This is a genomic window from Ferdinandcohnia sp. Marseille-Q9671 (assembly GCF_976954385.1).
In genome coordinates, this window is record NZ_CDRJTA010000001.1 from 1284080 (window position 1) to 1299663 (window position 15584).

The window sequence follows — 15584 nt, forward strand, 5'->3', positions numbered from 1 at the left end:
TGTGCCAGGAAAGAGAATTGTGTTAGAAATGGGTTAAGGCCAATGTACTGATTTACATTACATCCTTCTATCTAGTATGATTTAGATTGTTTTACCAATCTCCCTAATCTTTTCTGCTAAAAGGTCACGCAGGAGCTCTGGCATATAATACTTCTTATCTTTCGCATCTCGTATTACTGGAAATAACATTCCAAAGGTAAACATATCAATTGTAGCAAGAGAATAGGATCTATCCGGATTTAATTCTTCTCCATTGATTTTTATTTCTACTAAATGGTCCAATCCATCTGATAGCCTAGATGTTTCAAGTTGTACACCATCATAGATCATTTTACCCATTATTTTTCCACGAAACCCGAGACCTTTGATCTTGAGATTCTCCATTTCTTCCGTATTCGCCTGTAAAATAATTTCTTTAAGTTGATCACCTTTTATCCAGACCTTACAGGGATTTATCGGATGTGGACAGACACGATGAAGATCACCTCTTGTTACGTTTCCTTTAGGTAGAGAATCCAGCAACAGCCCCGCGTTAACCATAGAAATTTCTCCGTCGCACCATTCTCGTAACACCTTTGCTAAAAGTGTAGAAAAGGAGGATTCACCAAACCAATCAATTGTGAGATCTTCATTTATTTTGGATATGATGTCATCTTGTAGTGTTTTTGTGCTCTCTTTTAGATACTGCGAAAGAACTTTATTTGTTTCCTCACATTCTGGAAGGGTCTTTGTTGGAATGACATTTGCTTCGCTATCAAGTAAGGTTTTACGTATTGGATCAATTTTAAGTTCTACATGACCGATATAATTTCCGTATTTTTGAGCACAGCATAGCAAGGTATTGTTAACTCGTTTTCCTTTTTCCAAGAGATGATGTGTATGGCCACCCAGGAGAACATTAATTTCAGGAAATTCTCGAGCGATTTGTTCATCCTCATTAATTCCCAGATGTGAAAGTAACAAAATCATATCTGTTTTGTCTTCTAGTTCGTTCAGTGTCTCTCGTAAAACAATAAACGGATCTCTAATATTCCATCCTAATAATCTATATAACGCCATATAGTGAACCGTTAAGCCGATAACTCCTATTTTGAAACCGCTAGGTAATTCATAAATATCATATGGCACCGCCCATGTAGGAATCTTACCATTCTTGTCAAAAAGATTTGCAAGTATCACCTTAAAGTCTGCTTCTCCATATAAAGTGTTAAGATGCTCATAGCCCATCGTAATACCTTCATTGTTTCCAATCGTTGCATAATCATATTGGAGTTGATTTAAGAGCTTTACATTCACCTTACCGTAAGTTGCCTCTGAGATAGGATGAAAACGATCCATATGATCGCCTATATCGATTAATAACATTTCTTCATTTCGCATCTGATGTAATAGTCTCATCTGATTTATATATTTAGTGATTTTAGACCAACGATCAAAATGACTATGAAGATCATTTGTATGATAAATATGTAATGTTTCAATCATCTCTTCACCTCCTCTACCTTTATTGTAAGTGGTACTAATTGAATAAATCTAATTGGCGAGGCGCTAAACCATGATACTCGATTTCGAGCATCTCAATAAATTGTTTTGCATTGTCTGCCGCGTCACCGTCTGAATTATTATTAAATAGTATGTAGATTGTCTCACATTGCTCTTTAAGTTCTTCAATACGAAGTTTCCACTGTAACAGCTCATCTTTATTATACCTATATAAGTATCTTACATCACGCCAGTTTACTTCCTTCGGCTTGGTCCACCCATGTACATTACGACCATGAAAACGAACTAATGTTAACTTGTCGTTGGTCGGGTGAAGCACCGTTGGGATTGAACCAGAACCTGCTTGGGGCTCATCACAAATACTATGGATCCAGCCTTCTGTTTCCATGAATTGTAGCGTTTTATCACGTAGCTGTGGTAAAAACCATGATTGATGACGAAATTCAAGCGCAACAGGAACATCCCCCATTTGATGCTTACACCACCTTAAATAATCTACATTCTCACGTTTGCAATCATACCAAGGTGGAAATTGAAATAAAACCATCGCGAGCTTACTTGCCTCCTGGTAGGGTTCAAGTGACAAACGAAAGGCATCAAACATTTCTGTTTTCGATTGAAAAGGGATTTCTCCACGTTGATGACCTGTCAACCCTTGATATGCCTTAACAATAAATTGAAACGATTGAGGTGTGTTTCTCACCCACTTTTCAACATTTCGTTTTGGCTGTATCGCATAAAAGGAAGCATCTACTTCCACAATTGGGAAATGACCGGCATATTCCTTTAGTTTATCACCTGGTGAGGTGCCAGTAGTATAAAGACTATCATGGTCTCCCCAACCTGTTACTCCGATGTAGATCATATGGTCCACCTCCTTGTCATTATCTCGTTTGGTGTGTTACCTTTTTTTATCCCTTCACTCTGCTTGTGTTACCTTTAAATTCTCACATACATGAATTGGATTTGGAACACATCATTTTTGGTACAAAAATAACTCGCTTGAGGGAATCTCAAACGAGTTATTTCAAGTGCTTTGATTATCCGATAGAACCTTCCATTTCGAACTTGATGAGGCGGTTCATTTCGACCGCATACTCCATTGGAAGTTCTTTTGTAAATGGCTCGATGAAGCCCATTACGATCATTTCTGTAGCTTCTTGCTCAGAAACACCACGGCTCATGAGGTAGAATAATTGTTCTTCAGATACTTTTGATACTTTCGCTTCGTGCTCTAAAGAAATATTGTCGTTTAAGATTTCATTGTATGGAATTGTATCTGATGTTGATTGATTATCCATAATCAATGTATCACATTCAATATTTGAACGAGCACCTGTAGCTCTACGTCCAAAGTGTACAATACCACGATAAGTTACCTTACCACCATGTTTTGAAATTGATTTCGAAACGATAGTAGAAGACGTATTTGGAGCTAAGTGAGTCATTTTTGCACCTGCATCCTGGTGTTGACCTTTACCAGCGATTGCAATTGAAAGCGTCATACCTCGCGCACCTTCTCCACGAAGGATAACAGCTGGGTACTTCATTGTTAACTTAGAACCGATGTTACCATCAATCCACTCCATTGTAGCATTAGCATCACAAACGGCACGCTTTGTAACAAGGTTATAAACGTTGTTTGCCCAGTTTTGAATCGTTGTATAACGGCAATACGCATCTTTTTTAATGATAATTTCAACAACCGCACTGTGTAGTGAGTTAGTTGTATAAACAGGCGCTGTACAACCCTCAACATAGTGTACGTGTGCACCTTCGTCAACAATAATTAACGTACGCTCAAACTGCCCCATGTTTTCTGAGTTGATACGGAAATAAGCTTGAAGTGGTGTATCAACTTTAATACCTGGTGGCACATATATGAAGGATCCACCAGACCAAACTGCTGAGTTCAACGCTGCGAACTTGTTGTCAGTTGGAGGAATAACCTTTGCCCAGTGCTCACGGAAAATGTCTTCATTTTCTTTAAGTGCTGAGTCTGTATCTTTAAATACAATTCCTAATTCTTCGAGATCTTCCTTCATGTTGTGATATACAACCTCAGACTCATACTGTGCAGAAACACCTGCAAGGTATTTTTGTTCTGCTTCAGGTATACCTAATTTATCAAAAGTTGCTTTAATTTCTTCTGGTACTTCATCCCAAGACTTTTCAGATTTCTCAGATGGTTTTACATAATACGTAATTTCATCAAAGTTTAAGCTATTTAAGTCCCCGCCCCATTGTGGCATTGGCATGTTATAGAAATGCTCTAAAGACTTAAGACGGAAATCTAACATCCATTGAGGTTCTTCCTTCATACGAGAGATTTCTTCAACAATCTCTTTTGTTAAACCACGTTTTGAACGGAAGATTGAAACGTCTTTATCTGCAAAGCCATATTTATAATCGCCGATTTCAGGCATCTTCTTTGCCATACATCTTTCACTCCATTCTTCTTTGAGGAGCCTTCTTTATAGAAGATTCACTCACGATTCATTTTGTTCGTCCTTAAATCCCTTTTCCATAGCTTTCCAAGCTAGAGTTGCACACTTAATACGTGCAGGGAATTTCGAAACGCCCTGAAGTGCTTCAATGTCTCCTAAATCAATGTCTTCATCATACTCGTTTCCAAGCATCATTTCAGAAAAGATTTTTGACATTTTTAATGCATCTTCAATTTTTTTTCCTTTAATCGCCTGAGTCATCATGGAAGCAGATGACATTGAGATTGAACAACCTTCACCATCAAATTTTGCATCGATAACTTTCCCATCGTCCACCTTAAGGGTTAGATGTATTCTGTCACCACATGTGGGATTGTTCATATCAATAGTAAGAGAACCATCTTGTATAACTCCACGATTCCGAGGCTTTTTATAATGATCCATAATCACCTGACGATACAGGGTATCAAGATTTATCTTAGAATCCATTGCTGAAATACTCCTTTGTTTTTATGAGTCCTTCAACTAGTTTATCAATTTCTTCTTCAGTATTATAGAGGTAAAAACTTGCACGAGCAGTCGCAGAAACTTTTAACCACTTCATTAACGGTTGTGCACAATGATGACCAGCTCTTACTGCAATTCCTTCTGCATCTAAGACTGTTGCCACATCATGAGGATGTACATCCTCTATATTGAAGGTTACTAATCCTGCACGGTGACTTGGTCCATATAATGTAAAGCCATCAATTTGTGATAATCTCTCCATCGCATGCTTAGCTAATTTATGTTCATGCTCTAAAATATTGTCCAGGCCAACCTCTTCTAAAAAGTCAATTGCAGCACCTAGACCAATGGCTCCAGCAATGATTGGTGTTCCTGCTTCAAATTTCCACGGAAGTTCTTTCCATGTTGATTCATATAAGCCTACGAAATCAATCATTTCACCACCAGTTTCAACTGGTTCCATTTCTTCAAGTAAAGCTTTCTTTCCATATAAAACACCGATTCCCGTAGGTCCGCACATTTTATGGCCAGAAAAAGCAAGAAAATCACAATTAAGGTCTTTCACATCAATTTTCATATGTGGAGCAGCTTGTGCCCCATCAACTACCATGATTGCACCGTTACGATGCGCAATTTCTGTAATTTCTTTAATTGGATTAATTGCTCCAAGAACATTTGACACCATCATTACAGAGACAATTTTTGTCTGGTTCGTGATGGTTTCCTCTACATCCTTAAGATCAATCGAACCATCCTCCGCTAGAGGAATATATTTTAATGTTGCACCGGTTTGCTTCGCAACCTGCTGCCAAGGAATAATGTTGGCATGGTGCTCCATATGGGTAATAACAATTTCATCTCCCACTTTAAGGTTATCTCGTCCATAGCTTGCTGCAATTGTATTGATTGCAGTAGTTGTTCCCCGAGTGAAAATAACCTCTTGAATGGAAGAAGCATTGATAAATTTCCGAACCTTTTCTCGAGCATTCTCATAAGCATCTGTCGCTTTTGTTCCAAGCGTATGAACCCCACGATGAACATTTGAATTATACTCGCGATAATAGCGATCAACTGCTTCGATTACCTGTACAGGCTTTTGAGAAGTTGCTGCACTATCTAAATAGACTAGTGGTTTTCCATTTACCTCTTGATCTAAGATTGGGAACATGGAACGAATATCTTGGATATTCATTATTTTACTTTCCTTTCGATTATCTCTACTAGTTGCTTTTTAACTCCTTCAATTGGAAGTTGATTTACAACCGGAGCAAGGAATCCATGAATAACTAATCTTTCTGCCTCAACCTTTTCTATACCACGACTCATCAAGTAGTATAATTGAATTGGGTCAACCCTACCAACTGATGCAGCGTGACCAGCAGTTACGTCATCTTCATCGATAAGTAAAATTGGGTTTGCATCTCCACGAGCTTTTTCACTAAGCATTAATACCCTAGATTCTTGCTCTGCATTTGACTTTGAAGCGCCATGTTCAATTTTACCAATACCGTTGAAAATAGAGCTTGCACTATCCTTCATAACACCATGCTTCAGAATATAGCCTTCTGAATTTTTACCATGATGGATTACACTTGTTGTAAAGTTTTGCCTTTGCTCTCCACGACCGACAACTACAGTCTTAGTATCACCAAATGAGCCATCTCCAATTAAATGGGTAGTGTTTTCAGAAATTGTATCTCCATCATTCATTAACCCTAGAGCCCATTCAACTTTACTATCACGGCCAATAACACCACGACGGTTCACATAAGTTGTAATACCTTGTGCTAATGCATCTACAGCTCCGTACGTTACTTTCGCGTTTGAATGAGCAATTACTTCAGACACGATATTCACAACTGCATTTGCTGTCTCTGTAGTTGAAATATAGTTTTCAACATATGTGACAGAACTGTTATCTTCTGCAACAACAATCACATGGTTAAAAAGTGTAGCTTCCGCATTATCATGAACAAATACTGCATGTAAAGGTACAGTCACTTCTACATTCTTAGGAACATAGACAAATGCACCACCATTAACCAATGCAGCATGTAAAGCAGTAAGACGGTGTTCATCTACCTTCACAGCATCCTTCATAAAATACTTTTGAAGAAGGTCACCATGCTCGCGAGCAGCTGTATGAATATCTGTAAAGATAACGCCACTAGCCTTTACCTCATCAGATAGGGAAATAAAAGCTGGTGTATTATTACGTTGGATATATATATTTTTCTCTTCTTCAACATGAATCAATGTCTTGATTTCTTCAGGTAATTCGTCAATTGAGTTATATGGAGCACTTTCCACAGCATGATTCGCAAATTGAGTGAAGTTCCACTTGTCAATTTTGGTTTTATCCGGTCTTGGCATTGGAAGGTCTTCTGCTTTCTCAAGAGCTTGTAAGCGAAGTTCCTGTAACCAACTTGGTTCACCGAGATTAGACGAAAAACCTCTGACATAATCTTTATCAAATGGTAGTTTCGTATCTATTGTCATAATTATCCTCCTAACGCTTACGCTTCTTGACCTACAGTCTCATCTTCAATTCCTAGTTCTTGTTTGATCCAATCATAACCTTCTGCTTCTAAACGTTGTGCAAGTTCTGGACCACCTGTTTTCACAACACGGCCTTGCATCATTACAGATACTTTATCTGGAGTGATGTAGTTAAGTAAGCGTTGGTAGTGAGTGATGATTAAGCAACCAAAGTCTTCTCCACGCATTTGATTGATCCCTTTAGAAACAACTTTTAGTGCGTCGATGTCAAGTCCTGAGTCAATTTCATCAAGAATTGCAATCTTAGGTTGAAGCATCATTAATTGAAGAATTTCATTACGTTTCTTTTCTCCACCTGAGAATCCTTCGTTAAGGTAACGTTGTGCCATGTCAGGGTCCATTTCTAAATATTCCATGTTTTTATCCATTGTACGAATAAATTTCATTAATGAGATTTCATCGCCTTCTTCACGTCGTGCATTGATTGCAGAACGAAGGAAATCAGCGTTTGTAACACCACTTATCTCACTTGGATATTGCATAGCTAAGAAAAGACCAGCACGTGCACGCTCATCTACTTCCATTTCTAATACATCTTCACCATCTAACGTAATGCTACCACTAGTAACCTCATATTTAGGGTGACCCATGATTGCGGATGATAAAGTTGATTTACCAGTACCGTTTGGTCCCATTATTGCATGGATTTCTCCACCTTTTATCTCAAGGTTTACACCTTTTAATATCTCCTTGCCTTCAATTTCGACATGAAGATCCTTAATAACTAAAGTTGATCCTGCCATAACTACTACCTCCATTAGACAAAAAAATTATTTTGTATTGTATTGACAAAATGTGTCAAAACTTTATTCTCATTTTATTCTCATTACAATCTTATAACAAATTAAAAGTGATATCAACCTTTACACTTTTGTAATAAGAATACATTTTTCAGATGAGTTTACGTATATTTGTGCTACCTTCTCTTCTCATCTAGTACTTTTTGGTGAAAGACGTAAATTTAATGTGGCCAGAGCCATATATGTATCTTTATCACCATGACTATCCTTACCATACCATAAAAAACAGAACTATGTAAGAATCGTAACCATGGGCTTATTTTTCACATATTAGATGAAAACATTCTATAATATAATAGCCATATCAATTGCACCCTTGATGGAGTGAATATTTTTTTATATTTGACCAACAAAGTCATCATCCATCAATATAAACCGCAAGAAAAAATTAAAAACCCAGTGTTTGAAGCACTGAGTTTACTTTCTTCATTTATATATTTAAACGTGTACTCTCCGATCAAATTGCGCAACAATCATCTGTCCTTGTCTGTATTCTTCTTCGCGACTTTTTTCGACACGCAAACGTTCAGTGAATTTCCGACAATAGTCTGCATACCCTATCCCATGTGCCTGATGCATCGCTTTTTCCATTTCGCCCGTATAGTTTAAACGGATTTGATTGATAATGAACCAATCCCTTCATTTTTTTGTGTTTTCAGCTCGGCGAAACCGCGTCCTATTTTTGGACCAGTATAGTATTACACGCCGAAGTCTTTAACACAGTTATAATGGTAGCATCTTACAAAAATATCCTCAAACAGGGGATTTGATGATATTTTGGGCTCCCATTTCTTATTATGTAGAGATTGATACCTCAGGAACATTTGGTATTAAATTAATGCCATTTCCTCGGTTTTCCTTTGAAATATTCAAAAAAGAAGAGCACAGACCTTAAGGTAAGTACTCTTCTTTTGGAATTATTGAACGGAAATAACCGCTCCTGCATATTCTTCTTTGATAAATTGCTGAATTTCTTCTGATTTTAAAACTTCTACTAACGCTTTAATTTCTTCGCGGTCCTCGTCACCTTTGTTCACTACAATTAGGTTAGCTGGGACAACATTATCTCCTTCAAAGGCAATTCCGTCTTCCGCTATATTTACTCCACCTTCAAGCGCGTAGTTCGTGTTAATTACAACTGCATCTCCTTCACCATTTTCAAAGGAAGTTGCAAGTAATTTTGCTTCAATTAAAGTAGAGAAGTCAAGATTCTTAGGATTGTCAACGATATCCTCAACTCTTGCTTGGTCGCCAACACCCTCTTTAAGTTTAATAATACCTTCTCGTTCAAAAATCGGTAAAATACGGCCATGATCACTAAATGAGTTACTCATGATAATTTTTGCTCCATCTGGAAGCTCATTTAAATTTCTGTATTCTTTAGAATAAATACCAATTGGCTCTTTATGAATCTCACCAACACTTACAAAATCAAAATTAGGATTATCCTTTAATTGTAAGTCCAAGTATCCAGGTGTTTGGAAGTAGTTAGCGTCAATTTCTTTTTCGTGCAAAGCAACATTCGGTAAGATATAGTCAGTAAACTCTTGTATTTCAAGGTCAATTCCTTTTTCCTTTAATAAAGGTTTCGCTTGTTCAAGTACTTCAGCATGGGGTACTAATGTTGCACCCACAACAAGTTTCTTGTTTCCTTCTGCCTCTTGTGAATCTCCGCCATTGCCTGCATCTTCATTGGTACCACCGCAAGCTACTAATGCGATTGAAAGTAGTCCGATTACTAGTAAAAATAATAGTTTTTTCATACTGTATTCCCTCCTGTTATCTCTTGTCTGTTTGTTTTGTAAATAAATCACCCAAAAATTGAATGATAAATACCAGAATTAATATTGCAACTGTTGCGATCAATGTAATGACTGGCTTATTGCTTTGGAATCCATATAAATACGCAAAGTGTCCTAGTCCACCTGCCCCAATAACACCAGCCATCGCAGTAAAGCTTACTAAAGATATTGCTGTAACAGTAATCCCTGATATAAGTGCTGGTAGTGATTCAGGAATTAGCACTTTGAAAATAATCGTGCTATTCGTTGCCCCCATAGAATGGGAAGCCTCGATTACACCTTTATCAATTTCCCTCAATGCGATTTCAACCATTCTTGCGTAAAAGGGAGCTGATCCAATAATTAATGAAGGTAATGCTGCATTAGGACCAAGCATTGACCCCATAACTATTTTCGTAAAAGGGATCAATAATACAATCAATATAATAAACGGTATTGACCTAAAAATATTGACAAATGCAGATGCAATACGGTTGATGGTCTTGTTTTCCCATGCATTACCCTTATCAGTTAAAAATAAAACAAGACCTAAAAACAAACCTATAATAAAAGTAGCTAGTACAGAAATTGAGGTCATGTATAGTGTTTCTAATGTCGCTTCCCAAAGATTACCCCAGTCTAATGCTTGGTAATCATTAACCTGTTTCTCCCATTTGAGAAGTTCTTGAAATTGCTCAAGCATTTTCAATCACCTCAACTTCTACTCGATGTTGTCTAATAAATTCGATGGCTGAAGTAACCTCATTTTCAACACCATCAATATGAATAAATAAAGTACCATAAGATCCATTTTGTGTTTGTGAAATTTTCCCTTGTAAAATGTTCACTTCTACTTTAAAGTCCCGGATTAAGTTCGTTATTAGAGGCTTTTCTGCATCTTCACCTACAAACGAAAGTTGAATCACTTTTCCATCAGGATAGCGGTCTAGTAAGTGCTCTACTGTTTCCCTTGTTTCTTCAGGTTCTGTTACCTGCTGAACAAAGCGTTTTGTTATATTGGCTTGGGGCTTTTTAAATACATCTAACACTCGTCCTTGTTCTACAAATTGCCCAGCTTCCATCACAGCAACACGATGGCATATTTTTCGGATAACATGCATTTCGTGTGTGATAAGAACAATCGTTAATCCCAATCTCTCATTAATATCAACAAGCAAGTCCAAAATAGAATCAGTAGTTTGAGGATCGAGTGCAGACGTTGCTTCATCACATAGCAGCACCTTAGGATTATTTGCGAGTGCTCTGGCAATCCCTACCCTTTGCTTTTGACCGCCACTTAATTGTGACGGATAAGCATCCTCTCTACCTTCAAGTCCAACAAGCTTTATTAGCTCTGAGACTCGTTTCTCCCGCTCAGATTTGGGAACCTTTGAAATCTCAAGTGGAAATGAAATATTCTCTTTTACAGTCCGTGACCATAATAGATTGAAGTGTTGAAAAATCATACTTATTTCTTTACGAGCGTCCCTTAATGCTTTTCCTCTAATCGAGGTAATTTCATGACCTGCTACACTGACAGAACCTTCTGTCGGAGTTTCAAGACCATTAAGTAAGCGGATAAGCGAGCTCTTTCCTGCCCCACTATACCCAATAATCCCAAATATTTCGCCTTCATTAATTTGCAAATCAATATTATTAACGGCTGTAACGGAATTCGTTTTTGTTTGGTAAATTTTCTTCACATTTTTTAGAGATATCATTTTTGTCTCACCTTCTATTCAGAGAAAACTATACTTAGTGTACGCTTAAAACCAAATCAAATGCGCCTTAATCATTGATACCATTTTAATTAATTAAAATTGGCCCACTTGGTACGTTAACTTTAGTCAACCGGGGAAAGAATCCCCGGCTGACTAAAATCAAAAATGCCTTTCTGCGAAAGAGCAGAAAGGCACAATATACATTATTCCTTCCTCTCATCTTCCAAAGCATTAGCTTTGTGTGAATTGGCACCTTTTCAACAAATGTTGACGGTTGCTGGGTTTCATCGGGCACATCCCTCCACCACTCTAAATAAGAGTCACAAAAATATATTAAGTTTTAAGAGGTTGTTCAAAAAGTCCGGTGAAAATGACACATCGCTAGAGGATCTTCGACTAAGTACCGACACGTCCTGTGTCGAACGTCGAAGTCACCACATCCTGTGGAAGCTCGTTGGCTTGCTTTTCCGTTCCTCACGTATTAACTGCATACGCTCCGGTACTCATAGCTTCGCCGCCTCAAACTTCTTGGTCCTTTTCATCCTCCTTTTTAAACACGCACTTTAATAATCGTACAATAGTTACAACGAAGGTTATCTTATCATCTCTAAAACTATGTGTCAACGAAAAAATTAACCAATTAGACTGTTGGTACAGATGAAGTAGAAGACGTTCCATTTGCAACTTTAATTGCTTGTTCCAAATCCTCTAAAATATCATCAATGTTCTCAATTCCAACTGATAAACGAACTAAATCCTCAGTTACACCGGAGGCTTTTAAATCCTCGGAACTTAGCTGTTGGTGTGTAGTGCTAGCTGGGTGAATAATGAGACTTTTCGCATCCCCTACATTGGCAACATGTGACCAAAGCTCAACATTATTGATTAGCTTCTCACCAGCTTCTCTTCCACCTTTTATTCCGAATACAATTACCGAACCTGCACCATTTGGCAGGTATTTATCTGCTAGTTGTTTGTTCGGATGGTCCTCTTCACCTGGATACAATACCCATTCAACTCCAGGATGTTCTTTAAGATATGAAACAACTTTTTTCGTATTGGCGATATGCTCTTTCATACGAACGTGTAAAGTTTCAAGACCCAGATTGAATTGGAATGCGTTATACGGGCTTAGAGAAGGACCTAAATCACGAAGGAGTTGTACTCTTGCTTTAATGATATATGCTACAGGTCCTAAAGCATCTGCAAACACTAAGTCATGATAGCTTGGATCAGGTGTTGTAAACCCAGGGAATTTTGGAGAATTCCAATCAAATTTTCCACCATCAACAATAATACCACCCATCGTTGTTCCATTCCCTAACAACCATTTTGTAGCAGAATGAACAACAATATCTGCTCCATGCTCAATTGGTCTGCATAGATATGGAGTTGCAAATGTATTATCAACGATTAAAGGAATTCCTGCTTCATGAGCAATGTTTGCAACAGCTTCAATATCGAGTATGTCTAAGCTTGGATTTCCGATTGTTTCTGCAAAAACAGCCTTTGTATTAGGCGTAATAGCTTGACGGAAATTCTCAGGATTTGATGGATCTACGAATGTTGTTTTAATCCCATATTTCGGAAGTGTAGTTGCGAATAGGTTATACGTTCCACCATAAAGTGTTGCCGCTGATACGATATGATCACCTGCACCAGCAATATTAAGGATAGACGTCGTAATGGCTGCCATTCCACTTGAAACGGCTAATGCCCCAACTCCACCCTCTAACTGAGCTACTCTTTCTTCAAAAACAGTTGTGGTTGGGTTGTGAATACGTGTATAAATATAGCCATTTTCCTTTAAGCCAAACAGATTTGCGGCATGTTCCGTATTGTTGAATTTATATGCATTTGACTGATAAATCGGTACTGCTCTAGCACCTGTTACTGGATCTGCTTCAAGACCTCCGTGAATCGCAATCGTTTCTGGTCTGTAATTCTTTTGTTTTTCACTCATGTTTGAATCTCTCCTTTATATGTTTGTTATACGGGGATTGAGAGCTATTCTAGGTATGTCTCCCGCTAATATAGAAAACTTGACTCTATGTAAGTAACAAGTTTTGCACACATAATAAAAACCCTCTTCTTGATAAGAAGAGGGTGTATAATCGTTTCTCTTCTTATCTTTCAGACAAATTGTCTGTTGGATTTAGCACCGTGTAATAAACCGGTTGCCGGGCTTCATAGGGCCATTCCCTCCGCCACTCTTGATAAGACTTTCGATATGAAATTTTAATAGTTTAAATGGTTAATATAATAAAATGTTAAACCTTTTTCAATTACAAGTCAACAATAGTTTTCAAAAAAAATAATAAATTCTAAATTTGACATTAATTAGCATCATTTTATTGTTTCGACATGTTTGAATAATAATTCTGCGATTGTTGCACATCTCTGTTCCATTTCCCGAGAAATATGTCAGATTGCCCCGGTCATAAATTGAAGAACTATGAGGTTTTTAAAACCTTATTCTCTTCTTTTTGAAAAGACTTATCTCTAAATACTAGTAAGAAATAAAGTGACCCGATTAAATACAAGACAGAAGTTATTGTAAACACATATGCATAACCCCAGTATGCACCATTTAGCATCACGATGGTTGTTGATACTGGCCCCATTAAGGCCCATCCCAATGAAAAAACCATCTGATTTACCGAGTTGGCAAGTCCCTTCATGGAATCATCTACTCTCCCCATAACAAGTGATGCTTGAATAGGATTACCTGCATTCATAAGTGCCTGTCTAAACAGAAAACCTATTGCTGCTATGTATAGATTTTCTGTATAACCTGTAAGTAAAAGAAATGGGAGTGATGAAAGTTGTAAATACACAACTGCCCGTACCTCTCCTACCCTTCGAACAATTGCGGGTCCGATTATCATTGCGATAGCAGTTGCAGCTTGCCCTAAAGATAAAATGATTCCAATTATTGTGTTACTAGCTAGGAATCGATCTGCAAAATAGAGATTTAAGTATGGAATAACAAGTCCAGAACCAAAGCCAATAATCATTTGAGCCAACGCAAACATAGCAATTAACTTTAATTGTGATTTATTTGTCCTAAGCTTTTGTCTAAAAGGCACAGCCACCTTCGTTTTTGGTTTTTCTCTTTTCAACTCATACATTTTAAAGATTGGCAGAATCCCGACTAGATATATAATTGCTGCGATTACTAACGTAATTCGTACGCTCCAAAGCCCGCTTAAGTGAAAAACAAATTGAAAGGTGTCTGACAAAACACCTCCTGCAATGTTGCCGACAACTTGTGCCACCATCATAATTGCAGAATGAAAACTAAAAAGATGTACCCTCTGGTTAGGTGTTGAGTTTTCAGCTAACCAAGGAATACCAGAGACCTGTATAAACGCAGTGGATAAACCGGTTAAAAAGGCTGTTGCAACAAGTATTTGCTCCACCTCTAAAATACTCCTAGCAAAAAAGGCAAATGTTGAAACAGCAAGGCCAATGATCATAATTTTCTTTCTACCAAATCTATCGCTCATTAGACCTGCTGGCACCAGAATAATAGCAGATGCTAGAGCAGTCATTGCAATTATCGTCCCATTTGTTTGCTCAGAGTAACCTAGTTCTCTTACGTAGAAGTTATACATGATAGTAAACATTCCCATGCCTAACTGAGTGAATATAGTTGCTAAGATAAATAGTTTAATATTTTGGTTGTATGTTTTATATTGAGTTTTCCAATCATTGATTATGCTCATCTGTACTCCCCGCAAAAATTCTTCTACATTATGTATAAATACCAAGTGTATCCTAAAGTTTCGTATCCCTAAATATCATAACGTTTTTTAAGGAAATTGCAATAATCAAATATACTATTTGGTAGAATTTTTGTACATGTCAACTAGGCTTAGGATTACTACTACAGCTTGTAGAGCATGCACTCGCTTTTTGCTCACAGTCATGTACCTCACAATAGTCTTGCGGTGCATGCTTTGGATCACTTCTCTCAAGCTTTTGACATCTCTTCTATTTTGCAGTACACATTCCGATTCTTTCACTTTAAGCTTGTACGTTTGCAATCCTAGCAAATAAGCAGTAAATAAAAAAACACCGTCAAATACTGACGATGCTTCAGAGTGTAGACAAAGTCAGTACTGACTTTGTCTACACGATTTTTCACAGTATATCTAAAAAGAAATTACTTTCCCCAGACTGTCTTGAAAACGGTTGTCAGACAAGGCGCGCAGTCGATCGAAGACGCGAATAGAAGTTACCTTCATGAGCGGACGAGAGAGG

General features: G+C 37.6%; 13 protein-coding genes and 2 riboswitches. All 13 genes read right to left on the bottom strand.

Going from position 1 to position 15584, the window contains the following annotated elements; all coding sequences use genetic code 11:
* Positions 1–81 precede the first annotated feature (81 nt).
* Complete coding sequence (locus tag ACWNMY_RS06635) at positions 82–1485, bottom strand: bifunctional metallophosphatase/5'-nucleotidase (RefSeq protein ID WP_449537449.1); 1404 nt, start codon at positions 1483–1485, stop codon at positions 82–84.
* A gap of 34 nt (positions 1486–1519) precedes the next feature.
* Positions 1520–2368, bottom strand: coding sequence for a DUF72 domain-containing protein (locus ACWNMY_RS06640; RefSeq protein ID WP_449537450.1), 849 nt, complete (start codon positions 2366–2368; stop codon positions 1520–1522).
* A 175-nt stretch (positions 2369–2543) separates the two neighbouring features.
* On the bottom strand, positions 2544–3941 hold the full coding sequence (sufB, locus tag ACWNMY_RS06645) for a Fe-S cluster assembly protein SufB (RefSeq protein WP_449537451.1): 1398 nt from the start codon (positions 3939–3941) through the stop codon (positions 2544–2546).
* Between the two features lie 51 nt (positions 3942–3992).
* On the bottom strand, positions 3993–4439 hold the full coding sequence (gene sufU, locus ACWNMY_RS06650) for a Fe-S cluster assembly sulfur transfer protein SufU (protein ID WP_449537452.1): 447 nt from the start codon (positions 4437–4439) through the stop codon (positions 3993–3995).
* On the bottom strand, positions 4429–5649 hold the full coding sequence (locus ACWNMY_RS06655) for a cysteine desulfurase (protein ID WP_449537453.1): 1221 nt from the start codon (positions 5647–5649) through the stop codon (positions 4429–4431). The genes sufU and ACWNMY_RS06655 overlap by 11 nt, the downstream gene beginning before the upstream one ends.
* The gene (gene sufD / locus ACWNMY_RS06660; RefSeq protein ID WP_449537454.1) at positions 5649–6956 is read right to left on the bottom strand and encodes a Fe-S cluster assembly protein SufD; all 1308 of its coding nucleotides are present in this window, start codon (positions 6954–6956) and stop codon (positions 5649–5651) included. The genes ACWNMY_RS06655 and sufD overlap by 1 nt, the downstream gene beginning before the upstream one ends.
* Positions 6957–6973: 17 nt before the next feature.
* Positions 6974–7759, bottom strand: coding sequence for a Fe-S cluster assembly ATPase SufC (sufC, locus tag ACWNMY_RS06665; protein ID WP_449537455.1), 786 nt, complete (start codon positions 7757–7759; stop codon positions 6974–6976).
* A 495-nt stretch (positions 7760–8254) separates the two neighbouring features.
* Positions 8255–8407 carry a hypothetical protein gene (locus ACWNMY_RS06670; protein WP_449537456.1) on the bottom strand — a complete coding sequence of 51 codons (153 nt, stop codon included), beginning with the start codon at positions 8405–8407 and terminating at the stop codon, positions 8255–8257.
* 326 nt (positions 8408–8733) lie between these two features.
* Entirely contained in the window at positions 8734–9579 is an 846-nt protein-coding gene (locus ACWNMY_RS06675; protein WP_449537457.1) for a MetQ/NlpA family ABC transporter substrate-binding protein, read from the bottom strand.
* Positions 9580–9595: 16 nt separating this feature from the next.
* On the bottom strand, positions 9596–10300 hold the full coding sequence (locus ACWNMY_RS06680) for a methionine ABC transporter permease (RefSeq protein WP_449537458.1): 705 nt from the start codon (positions 10298–10300) through the stop codon (positions 9596–9598).
* On the bottom strand, positions 10293–11318 hold the full coding sequence (locus ACWNMY_RS06685; protein WP_449537459.1) for a methionine ABC transporter ATP-binding protein: 1026 nt from the start codon (positions 11316–11318) through the stop codon (positions 10293–10295). The genes ACWNMY_RS06680 and ACWNMY_RS06685 overlap by 8 nt, the downstream gene beginning before the upstream one ends.
* A gap of 213 nt (positions 11319–11531) precedes the next feature.
* A riboswitch (SAM riboswitch) is annotated at positions 11532–11638 on the bottom strand.
* A gap of 320 nt (positions 11639–11958) precedes the next feature.
* Positions 11959–13281, bottom strand: coding sequence for an O-acetylhomoserine aminocarboxypropyltransferase/cysteine synthase family protein (locus ACWNMY_RS06690; protein ID WP_449537460.1), 1323 nt, complete (start codon positions 13279–13281; stop codon positions 11959–11961).
* A 160-nt stretch (positions 13282–13441) separates the two neighbouring features.
* Positions 13442–13541: riboswitch (SAM riboswitch) on the bottom strand.
* 230 nt (positions 13542–13771) lie between these two features.
* The gene (locus ACWNMY_RS06695) at positions 13772–15046 is read right to left on the bottom strand and encodes an MFS transporter (protein ID WP_449537461.1); all 1275 of its coding nucleotides are present in this window, start codon (positions 15044–15046) and stop codon (positions 13772–13774) included.
* Positions 15047–15584: the final 538 nt, after the last annotated feature.